Annotated in this window: 22 protein-coding genes; 9 read left to right on the top strand and 13 right to left on the bottom strand. The window is 65.9% G+C overall.

Going from position 1 to position 24,855, the window contains the following annotated elements; genetic code table 11:
- Positions 1-56: 56 nt before the first annotated feature.
- The 3 genes from dxs to IC608_RS17585 all read right to left on the bottom strand — a co-directional run bounded on the left by dxs (position 57) and on the right by IC608_RS17585 (position 5,673).
- Positions 57-1,988 (bottom strand): 1-deoxy-D-xylulose-5-phosphate synthase, encoded by a 1,932-nt coding sequence (dxs, locus tag IC608_RS17575; protein ID WP_191778209.1) that lies wholly within the window; start codon positions 1,986-1,988, stop codon positions 57-59.
- A gap of 128 nt (positions 1,989-2,116) precedes the next feature.
- Positions 2,117-3,799 (bottom strand): peptidoglycan L,D-endopeptidase MepK, encoded by a 1,683-nt coding sequence (gene mepK, locus IC608_RS18255; protein ID WP_428056322.1) that lies wholly within the window; start codon positions 3,797-3,799, stop codon positions 2,117-2,119.
- Positions 3,800-3,972: 173 nt separating this feature from the next.
- Positions 3,973-5,673 (bottom strand): L,D-transpeptidase family protein, encoded by a 1,701-nt coding sequence (locus IC608_RS17585; RefSeq protein ID WP_191778211.1) that lies wholly within the window; start codon positions 5,671-5,673, stop codon positions 3,973-3,975.
- Positions 5,674-5,959: 286 nt separating this feature from the next.
- On the opposite strand from IC608_RS17585, the gene IC608_RS17590 reads away from it, so the two are divergent.
- Together IC608_RS17590 and IC608_RS17595 are read left to right on the top strand one after the other, a co-directional pair.
- On the top strand, positions 5,960-7,582 hold the full coding sequence (locus IC608_RS17590) for an ABC-F family ATP-binding cassette domain-containing protein (RefSeq protein WP_191778213.1): 1,623 nt from the start codon (positions 5,960-5,962) through the stop codon (positions 7,580-7,582).
- Positions 7,583-7,687: 105 nt separating this feature from the next.
- Complete coding sequence (locus tag IC608_RS17595; RefSeq protein WP_191778214.1) at positions 7,688-8,290, top strand: pseudouridine synthase; 603 nt, start codon at positions 7,688-7,690, stop codon at positions 8,288-8,290.
- Between the two features lie 13 nt (positions 8,291-8,303).
- Here the strand turns inward: IC608_RS17595 and IC608_RS18385 are convergent, their stop codons facing one another.
- Both IC608_RS18385 and IC608_RS17605 read right to left on the bottom strand, forming a co-directional pair.
- Entirely contained in the window at positions 8,304-9,788 is a 1,485-nt protein-coding gene (locus tag IC608_RS18385; protein ID WP_191778216.1) for an HWE histidine kinase domain-containing protein, read from the bottom strand.
- An 86-nt stretch (positions 9,789-9,874) separates the two neighbouring features.
- Positions 9,875-11,506 carry an MFS transporter gene (locus IC608_RS17605; RefSeq protein WP_191778217.1) on the bottom strand — a complete coding sequence of 544 codons (1,632 nt, stop codon included), beginning with the start codon at positions 11,504-11,506 and terminating at the stop codon, positions 9,875-9,877.
- Positions 11,507-11,695: 189 nt separating this feature from the next.
- Between IC608_RS17605 and IC608_RS17610 the strand changes: the two genes are divergently transcribed.
- Both IC608_RS17610 and murB read left to right on the top strand, forming a co-directional pair.
- A complete protein-coding gene (locus IC608_RS17610) occupies positions 11,696-13,558 on the top strand; it encodes a chloride channel protein (protein WP_248306481.1) in 1,863 nt (620 codons plus the stop codon).
- Between the two features lie 99 nt (positions 13,559-13,657).
- The gene (gene murB / locus IC608_RS17615; protein WP_191778219.1) at positions 13,658-14,668 is read left to right on the top strand and encodes a UDP-N-acetylmuramate dehydrogenase; all 1,011 of its coding nucleotides are present in this window, start codon (positions 13,658-13,660) and stop codon (positions 14,666-14,668) included.
- A gap of 3 nt (positions 14,669-14,671) precedes the next feature.
- Here the strand turns inward: murB and IC608_RS17620 are convergent, their stop codons facing one another.
- Both IC608_RS17620 and IC608_RS17625 read right to left on the bottom strand, forming a co-directional pair.
- Positions 14,672-16,153, bottom strand: a complete 1,482-nt coding sequence (locus IC608_RS17620; protein ID WP_191778221.1) for a sigma-54-dependent transcriptional regulator — start codon at positions 16,151-16,153, stop codon at positions 14,672-14,674.
- 184 nt (positions 16,154-16,337) lie between these two features.
- Positions 16,338-16,514: a YdcH family protein gene (locus IC608_RS17625; RefSeq protein WP_191778223.1), complete on the bottom strand. Its 177-nt coding sequence runs from the start codon at positions 16,512-16,514 to the stop codon at positions 16,338-16,340.
- Between the two features lie 151 nt (positions 16,515-16,665).
- On the opposite strand from IC608_RS17625, the gene IC608_RS17630 reads away from it, so the two are divergent.
- The 3 genes from IC608_RS17630 (at position 16,666) to IC608_RS17640 (ending at position 18,541) form a co-directional block, all read left to right on the top strand.
- Positions 16,666-16,881: a YdcH family protein gene (locus IC608_RS17630; RefSeq protein WP_191778224.1), complete on the top strand. Its 216-nt coding sequence runs from the start codon at positions 16,666-16,668 to the stop codon at positions 16,879-16,881.
- A gap of 73 nt (positions 16,882-16,954) precedes the next feature.
- Entirely contained in the window at positions 16,955-17,446 is a 492-nt protein-coding gene (gene purE, locus IC608_RS17635; protein WP_191778226.1) for a 5-(carboxyamino)imidazole ribonucleotide mutase, read from the top strand.
- 3 nt (positions 17,447-17,449) lie between these two features.
- Positions 17,450-18,541 carry a 5-(carboxyamino)imidazole ribonucleotide synthase gene (locus IC608_RS17640; protein WP_210316411.1) on the top strand — a complete coding sequence of 364 codons (1,092 nt, stop codon included), beginning with the start codon at positions 17,450-17,452 and terminating at the stop codon, positions 18,539-18,541.
- A gap of 6 nt (positions 18,542-18,547) precedes the next feature.
- On the opposite strand, the gene IC608_RS17645 is transcribed toward IC608_RS17640, so the two are convergent.
- A complete protein-coding gene (locus IC608_RS17645) occupies positions 18,548-19,240 on the bottom strand; it encodes an alpha/beta fold hydrolase (RefSeq protein WP_191778230.1) in 693 nt (230 codons plus the stop codon).
- A 211-nt stretch (positions 19,241-19,451) separates the two neighbouring features.
- Here IC608_RS17645 and rpsU point away from each other — a divergent pair, with 211 nt between their 5' ends.
- On the top strand, positions 19,452-19,679 hold the full coding sequence (rpsU, locus tag IC608_RS17650; RefSeq protein WP_191778232.1) for a 30S ribosomal protein S21: 228 nt from the start codon (positions 19,452-19,454) through the stop codon (positions 19,677-19,679).
- 64 nt (positions 19,680-19,743) lie between these two features.
- Here the strand turns inward: rpsU and IC608_RS17655 are convergent, their stop codons facing one another.
- From IC608_RS17655 to IC608_RS17670, 4 genes are all read right to left on the bottom strand, one after another.
- The gene (locus IC608_RS17655) at positions 19,744-20,928 is read right to left on the bottom strand and encodes a multidrug effflux MFS transporter (protein ID WP_191778234.1); all 1,185 of its coding nucleotides are present in this window, start codon (positions 20,926-20,928) and stop codon (positions 19,744-19,746) included.
- 20 nt (positions 20,929-20,948) lie between these two features.
- Entirely contained in the window at positions 20,949-21,758 is an 810-nt protein-coding gene (locus IC608_RS17660) for a CocE/NonD family hydrolase (RefSeq protein WP_191778236.1), read from the bottom strand.
- 53 nt (positions 21,759-21,811) lie between these two features.
- Positions 21,812-22,450, bottom strand: coding sequence for a DsbA family oxidoreductase (locus IC608_RS17665; protein ID WP_191778237.1), 639 nt, complete (start codon positions 22,448-22,450; stop codon positions 21,812-21,814).
- Positions 22,451-22,525: 75 nt separating this feature from the next.
- The gene (locus tag IC608_RS17670) at positions 22,526-23,083 is read right to left on the bottom strand and encodes a tryptophan-rich sensory protein (RefSeq protein ID WP_191778239.1); all 558 of its coding nucleotides are present in this window, start codon (positions 23,081-23,083) and stop codon (positions 22,526-22,528) included.
- A 147-nt stretch (positions 23,084-23,230) separates the two neighbouring features.
- Between IC608_RS17670 and IC608_RS17675 the strand changes: the two genes are divergently transcribed.
- On the top strand, positions 23,231-23,443 hold the full coding sequence (locus IC608_RS17675) for a SlyX family protein (protein ID WP_210316412.1): 213 nt from the start codon (positions 23,231-23,233) through the stop codon (positions 23,441-23,443).
- 6 nt (positions 23,444-23,449) lie between these two features.
- On the opposite strand, the gene IC608_RS17680 is transcribed toward IC608_RS17675, so the two are convergent.
- Positions 23,450-24,853: an NAD(P)(+) transhydrogenase (Re/Si-specific) subunit beta gene (locus IC608_RS17680; RefSeq protein ID WP_191778310.1), complete on the bottom strand. Its 1,404-nt coding sequence runs from the start codon at positions 24,851-24,853 to the stop codon at positions 23,450-23,452.
- Positions 24,854-24,855: the final 2 nt, after the last annotated feature.

Here is a 24,855-nt window from a genome sequence, read left to right on the forward strand (position 1 = left end):
GCGGCATTGTCCGGACGGCAACGCGGTTGTGTAGCCGAGGGCTGGATGCCAGATCGCTAGGCCTTGGCGAGGGCCGCCTTCATGGCGGCTTCGTCATAGCCGAGGGCGCCGAGGGCCGCCGTGACGATGCCGGCGCGGTCGAGGCCGGCGGCGGCATACATGTCGTCCTGGGTGGCGTGCTCGACGAAGGTGTCGGGGATCATCAGCGGGCGGAAGCGCAGCTTGCCATCGAGCAGCCCGTTGCTGGCGAGGAAGCTCGCCACGTGGCTGCCGAACCCGCCCAGGCCCCCTTCTTCGGCCGTGAGCATGACATCGTGGGTCTGGGCCAGGCGGGCAATGAGGTCTTGGTCGAGCGGCTTCATGAAGCGCGCGTCGGCGATGGTGGGGTTGAGCCCCAGCGCGACCAGCTTGTCTGCAGCAGCCAGAACTTCCGACAGGCGCGTGCCATAGGAGAGGATCGCGACGCTGCCGCCGCCCTGGCGCAGGATGCGGCCCTTGCCGATGGGGAGAATTTCGCCGCGGGCGGGCATGTCGACGCCCATGCCCTCGCCGCGCGGATAGCGGAAGGCGATGGGGCCGCGATCGTAAGCGGCGGCGGTCGCCACCATGTGCCTAAGCTCGGCCTCGTCGCCCGCGGCCATCAGCACCATGCCCGGAACGGCACCGAGATAGGCATTGTCGTAATTGCCGGCATGGGTAGGGCCGTCGGCGCCGACATAGCCGGCGCGGTCGATGGCGAAGCGCACCGGCAGGCCCTGGATGGCCACGTCGTGGATCACCTGGTCATACGCGCGCTGCAGGAAGGTGGAATAGATGGCGCAGAAGGGTTTCAGGCCTTCGCTCGCCATGCCCGCCGCAAAAGTGACGGCGTGCTGCTCGGCAATGCCGACGTCGAAAATCCGGCTGGGGAACAGCTCCTCGAACTTGTCGAGCCCGGTGCCCGTGGGCATGGCGGCGGTGACGGCAACGATGCGGTCGTCGGCCTCGGCTTCCTGGATCAGCGAGGAGGCGAAGACAGAAGTGTAGGAGGGGGCGTTGGAGGGCGCCTTGGCCTGCGCGCCGGTGATGACGTTGAACCTGGAGACGCCGTGGTATTTGTCGGCCGAGTTCTCGGCCGGTGCGTAGCCCTTGCCCTTGCGGGTGACGACGTGGACGAGGATCGGCCCCTCGCCGGCGTCGCGCACGTTTTCGAGAATGGGCACGAGGTGTTCGAGATTATGGCCGTCGATGGGGCCGACATAATAAAAGCCCAGCTCCTCAAAGAGCGTGCCGCCGGTAAAGAAGGAGCGGGCGAATTCCTCGGTCCGGCGGGCCGGCTCGTGGAGGAACGGCGGCAGCTTGTGTACTATGGTCTTGGCGGCCTCGCGCGTACCCCGGTAGACGGGTCCCGAGACGAGGCGGGCGAGATAGGTCCGCAGCGCGCCGGTGGGCGGGGCGATGGACATATCGTTGTCGTTGAGGATGACGATCAGCCGCGCATCCATGGCGCCGGCATTGTTCATGGCCTCATAGGCCATGCCCGCCGACATGGCGCCATCGCCGATGACGGCCACCACATTGCGCTTGACGCCGAGCTGCTGGCTGGCGACGGCCATGCCGAGACCGGCGGAAATGGAGGTGGACGAGTGCCCCGCGCCGAAGGGATCGTACTCGCTTTCGGCGCGGCGGGTGAAGCCGGAGAGGCCGTCCTTCTGGCGCAGCGTGCGGATGCGATCGCGTCGGCCGGTCAGAATCTTGTGCGGGTAGGCCTGGTGGCCGACGTCGAAGATGATGCGATCGTGCGGCGTATCGAAGACGGCATGGAGCGCAACGGTCAGCTCGACCACGCCGAGCCCGGCGCCCAGATGGCCACCGGTCACCGAAACGGCGTCGATCATTTCGGCGCGCAGCTCGTCGGCCAGCTGCGGCAGCTGCTCTTGCGCAAGCGTGCGGAGATCGGCCGGGCTGTGGATGGTGTCGAGCAGGGGTGTCTGCGGCTTGTCGGCCAAGAGGCGCTCCAGAAACAGAGGGTCAAACCCTGTTTAGGCGCCGACCGCCGCGTTGGCAACACGGCGGTCCGGGATGTGACAGGGCCCATGCTGCATGCCTGGGCAATCGGGCGAGAGCAGGGCAGACCTCAGTTGGCGAGGAGGCCCGAGAGGTCCTGACGCACGAAGCGCGTTGCGCTCAGGGTGGTCGTATCGTCGCCGACGGCCATGATGGTCACGAGCTGCCCCATCTCCGGCGTGGGGTCGAAATCGGCCTCGTCGTGATCGTAGATGGCCGCGAAGTGCTCGGAGGTGAGCGCGACCGGGGTGGTCAGGACCTCGGTGACGTGCTCGAGGTCGGGGGCCACCAGGTCGCGCTGCCGCACGGCGGCGGGGCCGTTGGAAACGTGCCGGGCCAGCGCCTGGGCGAGCGAATCCTTGGTGACGCCCACGGTGCCGCGGAACGTGGCATCGAACAATGCCGCAAGTTGCCGGGGCTCTGACGGATTGCCGAGCGACGCCATCTGGACCACGGGCTGCTCGATGCTGGGCAGAATAGCCCGGCGCGAGCCGGGTGCCGGTGGCATGGACTGCGCGGTGGCGACCGATGTTCCGGCGATGATGGCTTCGAGTGCCTTCTGCGCCTGCGGGTCGGGGGCGTTGGTCGGCAGGTAGGCGGAGAGTGGTTCGGAACTCCGGTCGGACATCAGGACGCGCGGCTGCGGGACGGGAGGCTCGGTCAGCGCTGCAATGGCGGTGACGGCGTCGCCGGCCGTTGTCGCGCCTTCGGCCGTGGCGACGCGCAGGCGCTCGGACTTGCTGGCGGGGACCGGCGCATTGGTTTCCGGCCGCAGTTCGGCGGCGTCGAGCGGAGCGCTGCCCGCGGTCGAGAAGGGCAGGGAGGCTGGCTGGGCCGGTCCATCGTTGGCCGCAACGGCCACCGTGCCACCCAGATCGGCCGGGCGCATCAGGGGCATGGGTGCGATCGAGCTCGTCTGGGCCTGGGGCGCCAGCGATGCGGTCTGGACGACAGGTGCCGGCTGGGTCGGCGCCGCCTCCTGCTGGTTGCCGCCGAACAGCATGTCCATGAGGTTGCCGCCGGAAGCCACGCGGGTGCCGCTGTCGCTGCTGCCGCACGGCACTTCGTGGCACTGCTTCCATTCGGCGAGGGCCATCTGGTAGCCCTTTTGCGAAAGCGGCTTGCCATCGGTGGGCAGGTGCGCCGTCTTGCCATCGGGGAAAATCTGGGCGAGCTGCGCCCGCGTCATGCGCGGCCAGGCGCGGACGGAACCGGTGTCGAGGTGGACGAAGGGGCTGCCGGAGGTGGGGTAGTAGCCGACGCCGCCGACCTGCTTTTTCATGGCCACGGCGCGCAGCTTGGTCAGCGGGATGCCGGGGATGAAGAAGTCCATGGCGTGTCCCTTGGTGTGCTGGCTGTTTTCAGCAACTCCCGAGCCGGGCTTGGAGCGCAGCATCTCGTTGGTGGCGGGCGAGCGATAGGCCGACACGATGTTGATCGGCTGGGTGGCGCCCACCTCCTGGTAGACTTCCCAGATCAGATCGAACAGACGCGGGTCCATCTTGGCGGGCTCGTTGCGGCGCCAGTCGCGCAGGAACTGGTTGAGCTGCTTGAGCCCGGACTGCACATATTGCCCATTGCGCTTGAAGACGATGCGAGTCGTCTCCTGCGTGTGTGTGTAATAGAGGTAAAGAGCCCGTTCGGTGGCGGCCTGGGCCGGCATCACCGTCTGCGACAACGCTGCCACGGCCATGAGCGCAGCCGTTGCCAGCCTTACCGCACGCCGCAGATGAAAATGCACAATCCCCGTCACGCCAAACTCTGCCCGGTTCCTGCCAGTCGTCGTTCGATGTTAGCGCGAAAATCGTTCAATTCTATTAACGCTAACGAGGCGTCAACCGACAGTGCCGGTCCCCCATGCCCGCCATTTCTATGCAGAAAAGCGGGCACAACCAAGGCAAAAGTGTGAACGAGGCGTTAACGCCCTCAGGGGGAGAGGTCGTCCGCGGTCGTCTGCGCTTGGGCGATGATGGCCGGTGGCTGGTCGGACGCCAAGCCCAAGGCCGCGATCAGCTTGGCGTTGTGGCCATAGACGTCGCCATAGGAATGGATGGTTCCGTCGGCATCGACGCGTAGCGTGAAGTAGGTGAGGTGGACCGGGATCTGGTGCTCCGGGTTCACCCAGCGCTCGGTACTGCCGAACATGGCTTCGAGCGAGGCGCGACTGATGTTGGGTTCGTTGGCCATCAGGGCGTCGGCGAACTCCATCGGGTTCTGCACGCGCACGCAACCGTGGCTGAGGGCACGGGTGGAGCGCTGGAAGTACGACTTGGACGGGGTGTCGTGCAGGTAGACGTCGTGCTTGTTTGGGAAGAGGAACTTGATCTGCCCCAGGGCATTGCCCGGACCCGGACGCTGGCGCACCCGGAAGGGGAAGTCGGACGGCGACACCATGTTCCAGTTGACGCTCCAGGGGCTGATCGCCTCGCCGTTGTAGAGCAGGTCCATGTTCTGGTTGTCGATATAGCCCGGATTGCGCAGGACCGCCGGTGCCACCTCGTTCCTGATGATGGAGGAGGGGACGTTCCAGTACGGATTGACGACGATGTGCCGGATATTGTCGGAGAACACCGGCGTCTGGTTGCTGGCTTTGCCCACGACGACGCGGGTCGTGTATTCGGGCTTGCCGTCGCGCAGGATCCAGAGGCGGTATTCGGGGATGTTGACCATTACCGCGAACTTGCCCAGGTCGCGCGGCATCCAGCGCCAGCGCTCCATGTTGGCGATGATGTCTTCGCGCCGGGTAGCGGGACCGCCATTGAGGGCGGCAATGGTTGCCGGCCCGATGACGCCGTCGACTTCCAGGCCCTGTCCGTCCTGGAAAGCCTGGACGACCTGGACCAGGGCGTCGTCATAGACGCTCGAGGCGGAGGCGGGGAGTTCGAAGCGGGCGCGCAGGGCGGGCACGCGTGGGTCGATGTTGCCCGGGTGCAGCACCGGACCGGTGCCGATGGGGGCGGGGCGATCGGCCCCTGTGCCGTCGAAGCCGGCGAGGGCAGCCTTGAGCGCCAGAAATTCTGGATGGGTCGGCTCGAGTTCGCCCAGTATGGCGGCCGGATCCTTGCTTTTCGCCAGTTTCTCGAGCAGCGCCACCTCGTCGAGCGGCTTGGGCTGGATGTCGAGGTTGACGTCGACCGACTGCGGCACGATGCGGCCGTTGTAGAGGTGGTTGGCGTAGCGGAGCGTGGCGTCGGAGAAGGCGGTTTCGAGCGCCGCCATGGCGTTGGCGTCGCCACCCCGGGCCTTGGAGAGATCGATCGCGGGTGTGAGGTAGTCATCGGGCCGCAGGCCTTCGGACGCGGCATCGCGGAAGAGCGCGATGATCTTTTCGGCGGCGGGCGAGAAGGTGATGGTGCCGCTGGTGTCCTTGGAGAGCCAGATCGGCTCGAAATGGCGCTGGCCGTAGAGGAAATAGAGTTTTTGGGCGTCCCGATAGGCGCGCGTTTCGGCGCGGGCCCCGTAGTAGGAGGCGGAAAGGCCCGCCTTGATGATGCCGCCCAGTTCGCTTTGGGGTGGTGCGATGACGATGCGGCTCAGCTCGACGCTGGCGACATCCTGCGCCAGCACGGGCTGGGCCAGCCCCCCGGCTATGAGAAGGGCAAGCAGGGACACCGCAACCTTGTTCATCGTCGCTCCTTGGCATGGGCGAATCGAACGACCAAACGCTGGCCGTGCGCAACTCGCGCCATTCCAAGGCAATACTCTGCAAACCTTAACAGGAGCAATTACTCGCAAAGTTGTGAGCCGCGTCTGTGACGCGTCTGCAACGCTGAGCCGGTGTGGCTGTGGGTTGTCGTGAGTGCGCGGCAGGTCGTCTCCTCGCACACTACCGCGCGCCGAAAAATTGCTGTAACCGTCCGGCCGCACCTTTCCCGTCGCCGCAGCGCGGCACTGCGCTGGACGACATTTCCCAATGATCCGCCTCGACACTATCGGCAAGCAGAACGGCAAGCAGATCGTCTTCATCGAGGCTTCCGCCAGCCTTCTGCGCGGCGAGAAGGTTGGCCTTGTCGGCCCGAACGGCGCGGGCAAGACGACGCTGTTTCGCCTGATCGTGGGCGAGGAGCAGCCCGACGAAGGCCAGGTCTCGGTCGAAAAGGGTACCAGCATCGGCTATTTCAGCCAGGATGTGGGGGAGATGGCCGGCCGGAGCGTGGTAGCCGAGGTGATGAACGGGGCCGGCCCGGTGAGCGAGCTGATGGCCGAGATGGCCGAGCTCGAGGCGGCGATGGCGGACCCGGAGCAGGCCGATGCGCTCGAGAGCGTCATCGAGCGCTATGGCGAGGTGCAGGGCCGGTTCCAGGAACTCGACGGCTATTCGCTCGATGGACGCGCCCGCGAGGTGCTGGCGGGGCTCGGCTTTTCGCCCGAGATGATGGACGGCGATGTCGGCGCGCTTTCGGGCGGCTGGAAAATGCGCGTGGCGCTGGCGCGCATCCTTCTCATGCGGCCCGACGTGCTGCTGCTCGACGAACCGAGCAACCATCTCGACATCGAGAGCCTGATCTGGCTCGAGGCCTTTCTCAAGGGGTACTCCGGCGCCATCCTGATGACGTCGCACGACCGGGAGTTCATGAACCGGATCGTCAACAAGATCGTCGAGATCGATGGCGGTACGCTAACCAGTTATAGCGGCGACTACGAGTTCTACACCCAGCAGCGGGCGCTGGCGGACAAGCAGCAACAGGCGCAGTTCGAACGGCAGCAGGCGATGCTGGCCAAGGAAATCGCCTTCATCGAGCGGTTCAAGGCGCGGGCCTCGCACGCGGCGCAGGTGCAGAGCCGGGTCAAGAAGCTCGACAAGATCGACCGGGTGGAGCCGCCCAAGCGGCAGCAGACCATTGCCTTCGAGTTCCGGCCGGCACCGCGCTCGGGCGAAGATGTCGTCCAGCTCAAGAGCGTGGCCAAGCGCTATGGTAGCCGCACCATCTATGAGGGTTTCGACTTCCACATCCGCCGGCAGGAACGCTGGTGCATAATGGGCGTCAACGGCGCTGGCAAATCGACCCTGCTCAAGCTGGTGGCGGGCGCTGCCGACCCCGACGCGGGCACGGTGCAGCGCGGCCCCAGCGTCAAGTTGGGGTATTTCGCGCAGCACGCGATGGACATTCTCGAGGACGAGCAGACGGTGTTCGAGACATTGCAGAGCAGTTTTCCGCAGGCGGGGCAGGCGCCGCTGCGGGCGCTGGCGGGATGCTTCGGGTTTCCGGGCGACGAGATCGAAAAGAAATGCCGTGTGCTCTCGGGCGGCGAGAAGGCGCGGCTGGTGATGGCGATGCTGCTGTTCGATCCGCCGAACCTGCTGGTGCTCGACGAGCCGACCAACCATCTCGACATCGCCACCAAGCAGATGCTGATCGGTGCGCTTTCGCAGTTCGAGGGGACCATGCTGTTCGTGTCGCACGACCGGCACTTCCTTGCCGCGCTGTCCAACCGGGTGCTCGAACTGGGCGAAGACGGCCATCACGTCTATGGCGGCGGGTATAGCGAATATGTGCAGAGCACCGGCCGCGAGGCGCCAGGGCTGCGCAGTTAGCGGCGTGGGCCGGCAGGGGCTCCGACGCGGCGTCTCGCACCAGGCAAGGTGCCTAGTACCGGCCGAGTTGATGGCCTGCCGCATAACCCTGTGCTAGGCGAAGGCATGGCCCGTCTCATCCTCTTCAACAAACCGTTTGGCGTGCAGTCGCAGTTTTCGGGAGATCGGCCGGAGGCGACGTTGGCCGGCTATGTGCAGGTGCCGGGGGTCTATCCGGCGGGGCGGCTCGACAAGGACAGCGAGGGACTTCTCGTTCTCACTGATGACGGGCGCCTGCAGGCGCGGATCGCGACGCCGCGCTTCAAGCTGCCCAAGACCTATTGGGTGCAGGTGGAGGGGGAGCCGGACGAGGCGGCGCTCGACCGCCTCCGGGCCGGGGTCACGCTCAAGGACGGACCAACGGCGCCGGCGCGCGTCGAAGCCATGGCGCCGCCCTCACTCTGGCCGCGCGATCCGCCGGTGCGCTTTCGCAAGAGCGTGCCGGACAGCTGGCTGGCGATCACCATCACGGAGGGGCGCAACCGGCAGGTTCGCCGGATGACGGCCGCGGTGGGGCTGCCGACGCTGCGGCTGGTGCGGTGGGCGGTGGGCGACTGGACGCTGGAGGACCTCGAGCCGGGCCAGTGGCGCGAGGTGCCAACGGGGAGTGTCGCGGGTGCGGCCAAGGACCGCGGGCGCCAGGGTGGCAAGGCGTCGTATCGCCGCTGACGCTGAGCCTCCCCTAATGCTCCTCGGGCGCAGCCGCATAGGCGTCGACGTCCTGCGCCAGATCGGGCAGCGGCGCAGTGATCTCGTATTTGACCCCTTCGGGGCGATAATCGATGCGTGCCGTGCCGTTGAGCTCGATGGCAACGGTATCCTCGATGAGGCGCGAGCCGAAGCCGCGGCGGCTCGGCGCGGAGACGGGAGGGCCGTCCATTTCGCTCCAGTAGAAGCGCATCTGCGGCACGCCGGTGGTCTCGATGGACCAGGTTATGGTGACCGAACCCTGTGCGCCGGACAGCGCGCCGTATTTGGCGGCATTGGTGGCCAGTTCGTGCAGCGCCATCGACAAGGTCGACACCGCACGCGCCCCCAGCAAGACGCGCGGACCGGCGACGCGCACCCTGTCCGAGGCGAAGGGCGCCAAGGCCCGATCCACCACGTCGCGCATGGTGGCACTGCTCCAGCCCTCCTTGGTCAGGAGGTCCTGGGCGGTGGAGAGAGCCTGGATGCGGCCCAAGGCCGTGTCACTGGCTTCCGTGAGGTCACGGGCCGATCGCAGGGACTGCGAGAATACCGCTTGCGCCGTCGCCAGGGAGTTCTTGACGCGATGATTGAGTTCGCGCGCCAGAAGCTTGCTATGCTCTTCGGCGTACTTGCGTTCGGTGATGTCCATCGCCACACCAAGGACCGAGAGGGGGCTATCGATGGCATCGCGGTTGACCTGGCCGCGCAACTCCACCCAGCGCTCTTCCTGCTCAGGGATCACCAACCGGCAATCGATGACGAATTCCGCGCCGCTTGCCGCGGCGGACTGGACCGTTTCTTCCCAGCGGGCCTGATCGGCTTCGGAGAAGGCCGACATCATGTCTGCGTAGCTGAACACATCGCCGGCTTCGCGCCCAAAGATCGCCTTTGTGCGGGCCGAGGCCAGCAGGGTCCGGCTTTGCATGCCGAAGTTCCAGATGCCCATTTGTGCCGCCTGGAGGATAAAGCGCAGCCGGCCCTCGCTGGCGGTGAGGTCGAGCATGCGGCGCTCGATCTCGCTTTCCAGTTCGCCCTGCGTCATCTGCAGTTCCGAAACGCGCCGCCGGTCCGGCGAAACGTCGAACTGCGAGGCGAAGAAGTAGCTCAGCTTTCCGTCCTGGTCGAAGACCGGCGAGAGAAGGAGGCGGTTCCAGAAGCTCGAGCCGTCCTTGCGATAGTTGAGCAGATCGATCTCGATCGCTTCGCGGCGGGCGACGGCGTTGCGCACCCTCGTGACGTCGTCCCGACTGGTGCCGGGCCCCTGCAGGAACCGGCAGTTGCGTCCGAGCGCCTCCTCGCGCGTATAGCCGGTGAGCTTGGTGAACGCGTCGTTCATGAATACGATCGGGTTGTCCGGCTGATTGGGATCGGTGATCAGCATGGGCATCCGAGTGGCCCGCACCGCGGCTGCAAACGGGTCGGTGGTGGCGCCGATCCGATGCATTTCGTGTTCGATGCGTTGGTCTTCTGTGCTCATGCGCCCTCCGGGACGCCTTGGTTGATCCGACAACGGCAAGAAAGCTAATGGGCAAACCCGATAGGTCTGCACCATCAATTGTTTAACTAGCCGTGCGGTTCCGGGCTCGAGCGCAGCGGGGTGGAATCATCGAGCGGCACCGTCTGGCGTTCGATCATCCGGTGGACGCGCGGCAGCCCCTCGCCCCGATGGAGGGCGCGCAACTGCTCGACATTGTCGGCATCGGCGCGGGTGCGGCGCAGATTGTGGCGGACGTAGTCGATCCAGGTGGGGACGTGATAGCTCTCTACCCAAAGTTCGGGATCCTCGAGATCGCGCAGGACCGACCACTGCCGCGCGCCATCGCGGATGCGGATGCGGCGGCGTTCGCTCATGAGAGCGAGGAAGGCGGGGATGTCGCCCTGCGCGATGCGGTAATCGACCATGATCAGGATCGGCCCGCTGCGCGCTCGCAGGTCCAGCTTGAGCAGAGGCTCGTTGAAGGTGTCGAGGGGGTTGAGGTCGCGCGCCTCGAACTGGGGCAGTGGCAGCTTGAGGCCGACGGCGCCGGTCAGCAACAGGACGCCGCCCGCCATGGCCAGCGCCCAGTTGGCGCCGAGGGCATCGGCGCTGAGGCCCCAGGTCCAGCTGCCCAGGGCCATGCCGCCGAACGTCGCCGTCTGGTAGAGCGAGAGGGCCCTGCCCACCACCCAGCGCGGCGAGGAGAGCTGAATGGAGACGTTGAAGAGGCTGAGCGCCAAAACCCAGCACGCGCCGGCCGGAAGCAGCGCCAGGTGGCTCAGGATGGAATTGCGGCTGAAGCCGAGGCCCAGGGCACTGAGGGCGAAGCCGAGGCAGGCGAGGCGCACGATTGTCTCGTTGTTGAAGCGCTCGCGCAGCGGATTGTTGAGAAGGGCGCCGGCAATGGCTCCGAGGCCGAAGGAGCCGAGGAGCGTGCCGTAGACGAGGGCGCCGCCCCCCACATATTCCTCGGCCACCGAGGGCAGCAGCGCCAAGACGACAATGGCGGCGAAGCCGTAGAGGAAGCCGCGCAGCAGCACGATGAGCAGGTTGGGCGACATCGAGACGTAGCGGATGCCGGCGCCCATGGCACTGCCCAGCCGTTCGCGGGGCAGCCGGGCCTTGGCCTGCTGGGGGCGCCAGAAAAACAAAGTGGCAATGAGCGCCAGATAGGACACCGCGTTGAGCGCGAAAGCGGCCGCGGCACCCGCCAGCGCAACGATGAGGCCGCCCACCGCAGGCCCGACGCTGCGCATCATGTTGAAGCCCATCGAATTGAGCGTGACGGCGCCGGGAAGATCCTCGCGCGGCACGACATCGCCCATCGAGGCCTGCCAGGATGGATTGAAGAGCGCGGTGCCGCACCCGATGAGGAAGGTGAAGACCAGCAGCAGCCAGGGGTTGAGCAGACCCATCCAGGCCATGATGGCGAGGACCAGCGAGACGATCGCCATGCCGATCTGGGCGATCAGCATGACCACACGCCGATCGAAATTATCGGCCAGGGCGCCTGCGGCGATGGAAAAGATCATGATCGGCAGGGTGGTGGAGGCCTGCACCAGCGCCACCATGTTGTGGCTGTCCGTCAGCGTCGTCATCATCCAGCCGGCACCAACGGCCTGCACGAGGCCACCCAGATTGGAGGCGAGGGTGGCAAGCCAGAGCATACGGAACGTCTGGTGGCGGAAAGGCGCGAGGACGGACGCGCGCTGCGGCATGGGGACGATTCTCCTCTTGTCCCGTTAAGGCTACGCCGAGGCCGAAGCGGATGCTACCTCCCCGCCGACAAACGTACGGCGCTGCCCGCCGGTTTTTTTGGCGGGGCGGTGTCAAAATGCGGTGTGGTGCCTATTGGGCGCTGCAAGCCCATTGACGCCGCCAAGCGGGCATTGCAAGCCAAACGGGCCATGCCCGACCAAGCCGAACCCCGCCAAAACCTGCCGCCGCCAGAGTTCCAAGGCAAACCTTCCCTTCTGCATGCGCTCGGCGAGGGCTGGGCGGGGGTGGCCGTCTGGTGGCTCGGTCGGATCGACAGGGCGGGTCTGCCCGCCCGTCTGCGGACGCTGGTGCGGCGCCGCGAGAGCTGGCTGGTCCTCCTGGCTGTGCTTGTGGGTGTGTTCGCCGGGCTCATGGTTCTGCTGCTGCGCTCCGTGGCCTACTGGCTGCAAAGCACGCTGTTCGATCTGCCGCCCGACCAGCGCATCAGCGGCCTGGGCGGCCTGCCTGTCGACGCCATGCTTATTCCCGCGGCGGGCGGTGTCCTGCTCGGGCTGATCGGTCTCGCGCTGCGCCGTCGCAAGGCCCGTTACGTCGACCTGGTGGAGGCCAATGCCCTGCATGGCGGGAAACTCTCCATGGTGGACAGCCTCATCATCACCGGTCAGACGATCATCTCCAACGGCTTTGGCGCATCTGTAGGACTGGAGGCGGCCTACACCCAGATGGGCGGCGTTGCCGCTTCCAAGTTGGGAGACATGCTGCAATTGCGCAGGGGCGACATGCGCAAGCTCGTGGGATGCGGCGCAGCGGGGGCCATAGCCGCAGCGTTCGGTGCACCCCTCACTGGCGCGTTCTATGCGTTCGAACTCATCATCGGCACCTATACGATCGCGACGCTGGCGCCGGTCATGGCCGCGTCCATCGCGGCGGTGCTGGTGACGGCCCTGTTCGGGCATGGCGAACCGATCGTCACCATTCCCGAGGTGATCACGATCGGGGTGCCGCAGGTGCTGCTGATCATCCTCAGCGGCCTCGTGACCGGGGCTATCGGCATCCTGCTGATGCGGCTGGTGGGGTCGGTGGAACAGGCGTTCCGCACCTTCAAGATCCCGACCTGGGCACGCCCGGCCGTGGGTGGACTGGCCGTCGGGGCACTGGGCCTCATTACGCCGGCTGTGCTGTCGGCGGGCCATGGGGCGCTGGAAAAGGCCTTTGCCGCGCCGCCGCTCCCGGTGGTGCTGGCGATATCGATCGTCTTTCTCAAGGTGCTGGCTTCGGCGATTTCGCTGGGGGCGGGGTTCCGCGGCGGCCTGTTTTTCGCGTCCCTTTTCCTCGGGGCGATCCTGGGGCAGGTCCTTTACTGGGTCGCGCTGTGGATCAATCCGGGCCTCTTTCCCGAGCCCAGCATTCCCATGCTCGTCGGCATGGCTGGGCTGGCCGCCGCCATCGTGGGCGGGCCGCTCACCATGGCCTTCCTGGCGCTCGAAACCTCGGGGAGCCTGCCCCTGACGGTGGCGGTGCTGGTCGCGGCCGTGGCCTCCTCCATGCTGGTGCGCGAAACCTTCGGCTACTCCTTCACCACCTGGCGCTTCCATTTGCGCGGCGAAACTATCCGCAGCGCCCATGACGTGGGCTGGATGCGCAACCTGACCGTGGGGCGGATGATGCGGCGCGACGTCAAATCCGTCAGCGAGGAGATGACGCTCAAGGAGTTCCGACGGCTTTATCCGCTCGGCGCCGCCACCCGCGTCATCGGGCTCAGGGACGATGGCCGCTATGCGGGGATGATCGATGTGGCGGACGCCTATGCGGACGAGGCGCTGGAGGATGGTGCCATGGTGGGGAGCATATTGCGTCACACCGACGTGATGCTGCATCCGGCTTTGGGGGCCGTCGACGCCGAAGCGCTCTTCGAAAAGCACAATGCCGATGCCCTTGTGGTCGTCTCGGACCTTGCAGAGCGCAAGGTGATCGGGACGCTGACGGAGTCGCACCTTCTGAGACGCTATTCGAACGAGCTGGAGCGGGCGCGGGCGGACCTGGCCCAATAGCCGGGGCGACGTGGCAAATCAGTGCGCACGCGCTATAGGGGGACCACGCTCAGCCCAGAAACCCGCCCCTCCGGGCGCAGACGCCCAGGCGGCCATGCCATGACTTCGCTTCTCATTCCCGATTTCGACCTTGGGCCTCACAACACGCTGGCTGTGCCGGCGCGGTCGCGCTTCGGCGCCGTGGTGACCGACAAGGGCGTGCTGGAGCAGCTCGTGGCCGAAGCCGAGGAGCGGGGGCTGCCGCTGCGCATGCTGGGCGGTGGTTCGAACGTGGTGCTGTCGAGCCAGTTCGAGGGGGTCACGGCGCTGATGGGCATCAAGGGCATCAGCGTGCTCGACGGTACGGCCGAGGCGGCGCTGGTGGAGGCGGGCGCCGGGGAAACCTGGCACGATCTTGTCGCCCAGACGGTGCGGCAGGGGCTGGGCGGGCTGGAGAACCTTGCCGCCATTCCGGGCACGGTGGGCGCGGCGCCGGTACAGAATATCGGTGCCTATGGCGTGGAACTGGCCGATCGCTTCGAGCAGCTCGAGGCCTATGACCACGAGAAGCGCATGTTCCGGGTGTTCAGCCGCGAAGACTGCCGGTTCGCCTATCGCGACAGCGTCTTCAAGGCGCATCCGGGCCGCTTTACGGTCGTTTCGGTGCGGCTGCGACTGCCGCGGCCGTGGGTGCCGGTGCTGAACTATGCGGGCCTCTCGACACTGGGCGCCGAGAGGGAAGTTTCGGCCGAACGAGTGTTCGAGACGGTCGTTGCCGTGCGGGCCAGCAAGCTACCCGACTGGCGGACGCTGCCCAATGCGGGTTCGTTCTTCCACAATCCCGTGGTGCCTGTGGCCGTGGCCGATGCGCTGATCGCCCGGCATCCGGGGGCGCCGCGCTACCCGGCAGCCGAAGGGTTCGCCAAGCTCTCAGCGGGCTGGTTGATCGAGCGTGCGGGGCTCAAAGGCCATCGGCAGGGGCCGGTCGGGGTTTCCGAACAGCATGCGCTGGTGCTGGTCAATCCGGGTCACGGCACCCAGGAGGACGTGGCGGCGCTGGCCCGCCACATCCAGGCGAAGGTGGAGGCCGAGTTTGGCGTGCGCCTGACGCCTGAACCGATCTTCATGTGATGCTCAGGCCGCGTCGCTGAGGCTTTCGGCCAAACCATATTCGTGCAGCTTGCGGTAAAGCGTCGAGCGGCCGATGCCGAGCGCTCGCGCCACGCGGGACATGCGGCCGTTGTGATGCCGAATGGCGTTCTCGATGGCGGCGCGTTCGATCTCGGCGAGAGGCTGAAGTTCGCCGGTCTGGTCGAGGAAGCGGTCGGCGGATAGCGCCTGCATTATCTCGGGCTTGAGACGGGCTGGAGCGGCGTCGATATGGATGGGCGCTGCAGGTGTCTCGACTTCCTCAAGCGTGCGCAGCACTTCCTCCCGGCCGGCCGACTGCGCGACGATCTGGGGGAAATCCTGGGTCTCGAGGAAGGGGCCGTCGCACAGCACGACCGCCCGATAAACCGCATTCTCGAGCTGGCGGATATTGCCCGGCCAGTTGTAGTTGCCCAACAGATCGAGGGCCTTTGGGGAAGCGCCCAGCACCCGCTTGCCGGCCTCGGCAGAGAAGCGGGCGATAAAGTGCGCCACGAGTTCGGGCAGGTCTTCGAGCCGCTCGCGCAGGGGCGGAACGTAGATCGGAAAGACGTTGAGCCGATAATAGAGGTCTTCGCGGAAGTCGCCGCTCTTGGCCAGGTTCAGCAAACGCCGGTTGGTGGCGGAGATCAGCCGGACATTGACCTTTTCCGGCTTTGTGGCCCCCAGCGGCTCGACCTCGCCCTCCTGAATGACGCGCAGGAGCTTGACCTGGGTGTCGAGCGGCAGTTCGCCGACCTCGTCGAGAAAGAGCGTGCCGCCGTGAGCTTCGCTGAACTTGCCGGGCTGATCGGCGATGGCGCCGGTGAAGGCGCCCTTGCGATGGCCGAACAGGACCGACTCCACAAGATTGGGCGGGATGGCGCCGCAATTGACGGTGACGAAGGGCCGGCCGGCCCGGTCGCCGGTGCCCTGGATGATGCGCGCAATCAATTCCTTGCCGACGCCGGTTTCGCCTTCGATGAGCACTGGAATGGTGCTCTTGGCGGCCTTGGCGCAGAGGGTGAGGACGCGGGCCATGGAGGGCGCGGTGGCGATCATGTCGGCACGGGTAAAGGTGCCGGCGCGGCGGGCGTGCTCGGCCCGGATGGCGGCTTCGAGCGTATCGAGCTTGAGCGCGTTGCGCAGCGAGATGATCAGCCGCTCGGGCGCTACGGGTTTGACGAAGTAATCCGCCGCGCCCTGGCGCATTGCCGAGATGACGGTTTCGAGCGAGGCGTTGGCCGTCTGGATGATCACCGGCGTGGTCAGGCCCTCGCGGCGCATCACGTCCATGACGCCCATGCCATCGAGATCGGGCATGACCAGATCAAGAATCATGGCCCCGACCTGCCGGTCATCGCGCAGGATGGAGAGAGCCTGTTCGCCGCTTGTCGCCGTCAGGGGGCGGAACCCGGCGCGATTGGCCACTTCGGCCGTAATCCGCAGTTGCACCGGATCGTCATCGACAACAAGAACACGCGTCATCCGTACCCCAGACATTCTGACCGGCATCGCTCCGAATCGTGCTGTGCCGTTTTGGGAAGACGATGCCGACAGGCTCTTAAGAGGGTGTTAAGCCTAGACAATTTCTCGCAGGCGGCCGCGCAAGAAAAAGGGTCGCGGCTCTCGCCGTGACCCTCCAGAGCTGATCGAGCAGGTTATGCGGCCTTTATTGCCGCGTCGCACCCTGGAGCTTGGAAAGTTCGTCCTTCACTTCGAGTTTCTTCCGCTTGAGGGCGGATACCATCAGGTCATCAACCTGCCGACTCTGCAGTTCGCTCTGAATCTGCCGGTCCAGTTCCTGATGACGCCGTTCGAGCGCCGCGATGTGGCCTTCAGTCGTCATAACAACTCCTTTGAGCGTGTTGGACATCGGCATCGTCACAAATATTTCACGCTTTGTCGACGCCGTTCGGGGCCGGGGCGAAATCAGATGCAAAAATGAATGTGATGCGCTAACCAGTGGACTGTCTGGGGCGTCAGAAGCGCGGAAAGCCATGTTGGTTCTGTCCAAGGAGCAAGAAGCCCAGCTGGGCCTGGAACTGGCCACGAAACGCCAGGAACACGCCGATCTCGACGCCGCCATCCATACGCTGACCCAGTCACGGGTCGCTGACCGCATGCTGATTCAGCGGCTCAAGAAGCGCAAGCTGGCGCTCAAGGACCGCATTGTCCAACTCGAGACGATCCTGCTTCCCGACATCATCGCCTGACCCGCCGGCGCCTTGAGTTGTGTCAGGAATTGGGCTAACTGCGCGCTTTGCGGCACGCGATGGGGGAATCGCCATGCTCAAGCCACCGGTCGCCATCGTCATGGGCAGCCAATCGGACTGGCCCACAATGCGGCTGGCCGCGGAAACCCTCGAAACCCTCGGCGTCGAATATGAGGCGCGCATCGTTTCGGCGCACCGCACGCCCGAGCGCATGGTGGACTTTGCCAGCAATGCGCGGACGGATGGCGTCAAGGTCATCATCGCCGGGGCCGGTGGCGCGGCGCATTTGCCGGGGATGATCGCAGCGATGACGACGTTGCCGGTGTTCGGCGTGCCGGTGCGCTCCAAGGCGCTGAGCGGCGTCGACAGCCTCTACTCGATCGTGCAGATGCCGGGCGGCGTGCCCGTGGGCACGCTGGCGATCGGCGAGCCAGGGGCGATCAATGCGGCGCTGCTCGCCGCATCGGTGCTGTCGCTGGGTGATGAGGATCTCGCCGACCGTCTCGAGGCGCATCGCGAACGCCAGCGGGACGCGGTGCCGCAATTTCCGTCCGACAGCGAGTAGGTTTTGGTGTCCCAATCTGTTTCTCCGCTCGCTCCGGGCGCGACCATCGGCATTCTGGGTGGAGGGCAACTGGGCCGGATGCTGGCGCTGGCCGCGGCGCGGCTCGGGCTCAAAACCCATATCTATTGCCCCGATCCCGACAGCCCGGCTTTCGAGGTGACGCCGCACAAGACCGTGACGGCGTACGACGATGTCGAGGCACTGCGGCGCTTTGCCGAGACGGTGGACGTCATCACCTATGAGTTCGAGAATGTCCCGGCCATGACGGCCGAGACCCTGGCGGCCCTGAAGCCGTTGCGGCCGGGCGCCAATGCGCTGGCCGTGGCGCAGGACCGGCTGGCCGAAAAGGGGTTCCTGTCGTCCAAGAATATCCCCGTTGCGGCCTATCGCGCTGTCGGTTCGATGGACGACCTCGAAAGCGCCGTCGCGGCTCTGGGCCTACCCAGTGTGCTCAAGACCACGCGGCTCGGATATGACGGCAAGGGGCAGCGCGTGCTGCGGACGGCGGAGGACCTCGCGCCGGCCTTCGAGGCGCTGGCTCCGCACCCGCTCGTGCTCGAGGCCTTCGTGCCGTTCGAGAAGGAAATTTCGGTTGTCGTTGCGCGTGGTGCCGATGGCACGGTTCGCGCCTACGATGCGGCGGAGAACGTACACCGCGACCACATCCTCTTCACCTCCACCGTGCCGGCGACGCTGGCGCCGGGCCTCGAGCGGCAGGCGGGCATGATCGCCAAGGCCATCGTCATCGCGCTCGACTATGTGGGGGTGCTCGGGGTGGAGTTCTTCGTGGTGCCGGGCGAGGGGCGACCTTCGCTGCTCGTCAACGAGATCGCGCCCAGGGTGCACAATTCCGGCCACTGGACCGAGGCTGTGTGCCTGACAGATCAGTTCGAGCAGCACGTCAGGGCCATCGCAGGCTGGCCGCTGGGTGATCCGCGGCGACTGGCCGACGTGGTTATGCAGAACCTCATCGGTGACGAAGTGGAGCAGGTGCCGGGGGGCATCGACGGGGATACGCAGCCCCATCTTTACGGCAAGGCGGAGGCCCGGCCGGGGCGCAAGATGGGCCACATCAACCGCATCATCCGGCCGTAGCGACGATCAGCGCGCGAGAAGGTCCTTGAAGGCGGCGATCACGGCCGGAGGATTTTCCATGGTCGGCAGGTGTCCTGCCTGCAGGAAGCGGACGAGTTCGGCGCCCGGAATGTGCGCCGCCATTTCTTCGGCCAGTTCGGGCGGCGTCAGCTGATCCACCTCGCCCACGCCGACCAAAGTCGGGCAGGCGATGCGGCCAAGCTCGGGGACCGAATTGATGCGGCCCATGATGGCCTTCTGCTGGCGCACATAGACGTCCTTGCCGACGCGCTCGGACATGGCCTGCACGTCTTCGGCAAGGGGGGTATCGAGGTTGTGCGGGGCGAGCAGGGTCGGCAGGAGACCGCGGGAGACGCCGACGAACTTGCCCTGGCCCGCCAGTTCGATGCCGCGGCGGCGAATGTCGCGGCGCTCTTCGGTGTCGGCGCGGGCGGAGGTATCGAGCAGGGCCAGGTGCGTCACGCGGTCCGGGGCCTGCCGCATGATCTCGAGCGCCACATAGCCGCCCATGGAGAGCCCCGCCAGGGCAAAGCGGGGCGGCGCTACGGCAAGGGTGCGCTCGGCCATGGCGGCAATGGTATCATCCAGCCGAAGATCAGCCACCATCGGGGCGATCGAGAGGCTGAGGCCGTCGATGACGTCGCGCCACAGGCGTGCGTCGCAGATGAGACCGGGCAGGAAGACGACGGGCTGATACATGGCGCTGGCTCCGATGGCTGTGCCTGCGTTAGCGGCATCGCGAAAAGCTGGCAAGAGAGGCGACTTTTCCCGATGCCGGGAGTGGACAGGCGCGTGCGAGTGGAGTATAGACCCCGCCACGGTGACCGGTTCTGCTGGTCGGCGGTGTAGTTCCTTGGCCTACGCCGCTTCTATCCACACAGATTTTGGGTTTTGAAAGGGCGGTTGACCTTTGCAAGTAGTCGTTCGCGATAACAACGTTGATCAGGCGCTGCGCGCGCTCAAGAAGAAGCTGCAGCGCGAAGGCGTCTTCCGCGAGATGAAGCTGCGCAACTACTACGAGAAGCCGTCCGAGAAGAAGGCCCGCCAGAAGGCCGAGGCCGTCCGTCGTGCCCGCAAGCTGGCCCGCAAGCGCGCCCAGCGCGAAGGTGGCTTGGTGACCGCCGGCGCTCGCAGCTAGGCTGTCTGCAGTTACGAATTAAGACGCCGTCCTTTGGGGCGGCGTTTTTGTTTGCGCCGGGGCTTCAGGCGAGGGGCCGCGCGCGGCGCCGTTCAACGGCGACCAGAGCGATGGCGGCAGCGGCCAGAATCGGCGGAATGACCGACATGGCCGAGAGGGCGTCGGCAAAGAGCGTGCTGGCGAGCATGGAGGCGACGAACCCTCCGCCCATCTGCAGAAAACCCGTCATGGCACCGGAGGCGCCCGCAATATCGCCGTGCCCCGCCATGGCGGCGGTCGTGGTGCTCGGTCCGATGGCGGCGAGGGACAGCATCCAGACGCCGACCGGCACCATGACGGCAAGGACAGAGCCGGGGAAGAGGTGGGGCAGGACGGCGAAGCCCGATCCGGCAAGGCCGATCAGCACAAGCCCGATGCTGACCAGTTGGTCGCCCCGCAGCCGGCGCGCCAGACGGGCGGCAACGATGTTCCCGGCGATGAAGGACGCGGTCTGGATCAGCATGACCAGGGCGAACTGCAGCGGGGTGAGGCCGAGCCGGTCGATGAGGATGAACGGCAGAAGCGCGGGAAAGACGTAGAACCCGCCGAAGGCCAGTGCCAGGACGAGACCGGGCAGCATGAAATCGGGCGACCGGAGCAGCCGCCCGTAATTGGTCAGGATGCGGCCAGGCCGCAGAGGCACACGCGCGTCCGCGGCCAGCGTCTCGCGCGCGCCCAAGGCCAGCAGCGCGATGATGGCAAGCCCGAACCCGGCCATTACGACGAACATGATGTTCCACGGCCCCAGCAGCATCAGCAGACTGCCCAGCGTCGGCGAGACCGCGGGCGCCACCGTGAGGATCAGGTTGACCAGCGTCAGGATGCGGATAGCGTCCATGCCGGTGAACTGGTCGCGCACCATGGCGCGGGACAGGGCGACGCCGGAAGAGACGCCGAAGCCCTGCAACAGGCGTCCGAGCAGCAGCACCTCGAGCGTGGGCGACAAAGCGCACACCAGGCTGCCGATGACGTAGATGATGAAGAAGGCCATGCCGACGGCGCGGCGGCCATAGCGGTCCGACAGGGGGCCGCAGATCAGCTGGGCGCAGGCGAAGGCGGCAAAATAGACGGAGAGGGTCAGCTTGCCGCCACTATCGGTGGCGCCAAGATCGCTGACCAAAGCGGGGAGGGCCGGCGAATAGAGCGACAGGCTGAGGGGGCCGGTGGTCGCCATGAGGCCGCCAACGATCGCTGTCCGGCGCGCGGACATGCCGAAAACCTGGCGTTTTGTCACCGAGACAAGGCTCGCTGGAAGAAGGCTTCGGCGCGGGACCAGATACCTGCATCCCAAAGGTCGGAATGATCGGCGCCTTCGACGATCCAGAGACCGTCCTTGTTGGCTGCAAGCTCGTAAAGACGCTCGCCGTTCGACACATCTATGGTCCGGTCGGCGGTGCCATGGGCGACGAAGACGGGTTCGGTGACGCGCGAAATCCACTCGTCGGAGCGGAACTGGTCCTGCATCACGAGCGTCACGGGGAGGAGGGGGTAGCGCTCGGCCGCGACGGTGACGGCCGAGAGGAAGGGCGTTTCGAGCAGCAGGGCCTCAGCGTCGCGTTCACTCGCCACATAGGTGGCAGGGCCCGTGCCCAGGGATCGGCCCCAGATGACGATCGGCCCGCCCTTGGCGGCCGTCCAGTCGAAGACGGCCAGGGCATCCTCGAGGATGTTGTCCTGCGTCAGCGCCCCGGGGGAGGCGGGGAAGCCGCGATAGTCAAAGGCGACGAAGCCGTAGCCTGCCGCCACGAACTGCTCGTAGCGCTCGTGTTCCTCCGAAAAACTCTGCGAATTGCCCTTGTAATAGATGATCGTGGGCTTGCCGGGCTGCGGCGCGCGATACCAGCCATTGACCACTTCGCCGCCGGAGGGAATGGCGACGTCAGTCGCCCGCGTGAGCGTGGTGTCGGCCAGCGCGATGACGGGGCCGCTGGGGTCATACTGCAGGGCGCGCTGATTGACATACATGTAGCTCACGACGCCGCCATAGAGCAGCGCGGCGATAGTGAGAACGGCGAGAAGGAGACGACCGAGCAGCTTCACGTACATGCCTCTGGTGAACCAGGCCCTGCCTATAGCAAGCCCGGGAGGAAATGTCAGAGTTCGGAGAGGGTCTTTTCGAGGGCCTGTGTGAACACCTCATCGGGTTGGGCGCCGGAGAGGGCGTATTTTTCGGCGAAGATGAAGAAGGGTACGCCCCGAATGCCTTGCGCTGCCGCGTCGGTGGCCAGTTGTTGGGTGACGGAGAGTTCATGCGCGTCGTTCATGGCATCGAGCGCATCGCCGCGGTCCCAACCGTGCTCGGCTGCAATGTCGGCCAGGACATTGTCGTCGTTGATCTGCCGGTGATCGAGGAAGTAGGCCTCGGCAATGGCGTTGGCGAGTTCGTGCTGGTTGCCACTGCCGCGCGACAACCGGGTGATGGTGTGCGCCTTGGCGGTGTTGAACATGCGCGGCTGCCGGGACAGGTCAAGCTCGATCCCGGCCTTGGCGGCCTCGCTCTCGACCCGGGCCCACATTTCCTCAGGATCGCGCCCATACCTCGCCTTGAGCATCTGTCCCACATCGACACCTTCGGCGGGCACTGTCGGGTCAAGATAGAAGGGGTGATTTTCGATGGTCACCTCAACATCGTCCGGCAGGGCGGCGACAGCCTTGTCGAGCCGCGCCGAGCCGACCAGACACCAGGGGCAGACAACGTCGGTGAACACATCGATCTTGAGATGGCGCGTCATGGGACCTTCGCGAGCAAAACTTATGCCCACATGACTCTTTCGAGCCATATGGGCAAGAAGGCACGCGGCGGTAACCTAGACGCTTGCGGCCGGCTGATTGCTCTGCACCAAACCGAAGGGCGGGGCCCAGGCGGCGGTGAAGACCAGACCCAGAACAGCACTAAGGCCGACCCAGGCCAGAACCGGAGCAAGGAGCCATGCGGCCCGGTGCGAGATGCGGGCAACGCGGACAGCGGCGCCAACACCGACGAACAGGGTCGCCATCGCCAGCATGGACAGCACGAGGGAGGACGTTACGGTCACAACAAAGGGGAAGGCGATGAGGGCGGCTGCAAAGAGGGCCAGCCAGCGCTGGGCCGTGCGGCCACCGGCCTTGTTAGCCACCATCCAGCCGGCAATGCCGACCAGAGGCAGCATCGCCATGTGCAGGATGGCGCCGACCCAGCCGGGAATGCCCAAGGGCGAAAAGAAGAACGGATAGTGGCCGGTGGCGTCGACAACAAGATTGACCAGACCGAAGAGGCCCAGGGGAAGACCTGCGTAAACAACGAAGTTCACCATCGACTGCCACTGCATTTGCAGCGGGTGCGTGCGGGTCGGGATCGGCAGGGCTTTAACAGTGCTGGTGGCCATTTCGCGGCTCGCAATTTGTCAATTCTGCCGATTCAATGGGATTTGACGCGCAAGAGTTCCGCAAGGGTCAACACAGCCGCGTCAACGTTGCCTCGACGCGCCAGGTGCGATAGCGCTAAGCGCCGATAGATGAAGGAGAAAACGGGCATGGGCCAGATCGATCACGATTCACGCATCGATGCGCTGGAAATCCGGCTGGCCTATAGTGAGCGGACCATCGAAGAGCTCAATGCGGCGCTGACGGAGCAGTGGGGCCTTATCGAGGCCCTGCGCCGCCGGCTCGACCAGATGGAAGAGCAGGTGCGCTCGGGGAGCTACATCGCCGACCCGGCCTCGGAGAAGCCGCCGCCGCACTATTGACCGCGGCTAGTGGCCGAGCGCCTTGACGATGTCTTCGGTCACCTTCTTGGCGTCGCCGAACAGCATCATGGTGTTGTCGCGGAAAAACAGTTCGTTCTGCACGCCCGCATAGCCGGCCGCCATGCCGCGCTTGATGAACAGTACGGTACCCGCGTCTTCGACGTTGAGAACCGGCATGCCGTAGATGGGCGAGGTCTTGTCGGTCTTGGCTGCGGGATTGGTGACGTCGTTGGCCCCGATGACGAAGGCGACGTCCGATTGGGCGAACTCGGAATTGATGTCCTCGAGCTCGAAGACTTCGTCATAGGGGACGTTGGCCTCGGCGAGGAGGACGTTCATGTGGCCGGGCATGCGGCCCGCCACAGGGTGGATGGCGTATTTGACCTCGGCGCCCTCGGCCTTGAGGAGGTCAGCCATTTCCCTCAGTGCGTGCTGGGCCTGGGCCACGGCCATGCCATAGCCGGGGACGATGATGACCTTACCGGCGTTCTTCATGAGGAAGGCGGCATCGTCGGCCGCACCCTGCTTGACCGGGCGGTCATCTTCGCCGGCGGCAGCGCCTGCCGAGGCGTCGCCGCCAAAGCCGCCCAGGATGACGGAGATGAAGCTGCGATTCATCGCCCTGCACATGATGTAGGAAAGGATGGCGCCCGAGGAGCCAACCAGCGCGCCGGTGATGATGAGGGCAGTGTTGCCCAGGGTGAAGCCGATACCCGCCGCGGCCCAGCCTGAGTACGAGTTGAGCATCGAGACGACGACAGGCATGTCGGCGCCGCCGATGGGGATGATCATCAGGCCGCCCAGGACCAGGGCCAGAAGCGTGATGAGCCAGAAGAGCCAGGGGTTGGCCGAACCGGTAAAGGCCCAGACGAGGCCGATGATCAGCACGCCGATGGCGATGTGGATGAGGTGGCGCGCCGGCAGGATGATCGGCTTGCCGCTCATATTGCCGTTGAGCTTGGCGAAGGCGATGACCGAGCCGGTGAAGGTGAAGGCGCCGATGGCGACGCCGATCGACATTTCCACCAGCGCCTGGGCGTGGATGGCTCCGGGGACGCCGATGCCGAAGGCCTCGGGAGCGTAGAGCGCGCCGGCAGCAACGAAGACGGCGGCAAGGCCGACGAGCGAGTGGAAGGCGGCGACCAATTGGGGCATGTCGGTCATCTTGACCGTGCGCGCCATATAGGCGCCGATGCCGCCGCCGATACCAAGGCCGGAGATGATGAGAAGCCAGCTAACCCAATCTGATGGTGCCGCCACGGCCAGCGTGGTGACGATGGCGATGCCCATGCCCACCATGCCGAACAGGTTGCCCTGGCGGGCGGAGGCGGGGTGGGAGAGGCCGCGCAGGGCGAGGATGAACAGCACGCCCGAAACGAGATAGAGAAGGGCGGCGATATTGGCGTCGATCA

Origin of the sequence: Devosia oryzisoli (assembly GCF_014837245.1) — a bacterium.
Lineage (GTDB): Bacteria > Pseudomonadota > Alphaproteobacteria > Rhizobiales > Devosiaceae > Devosia > Devosia oryzisoli.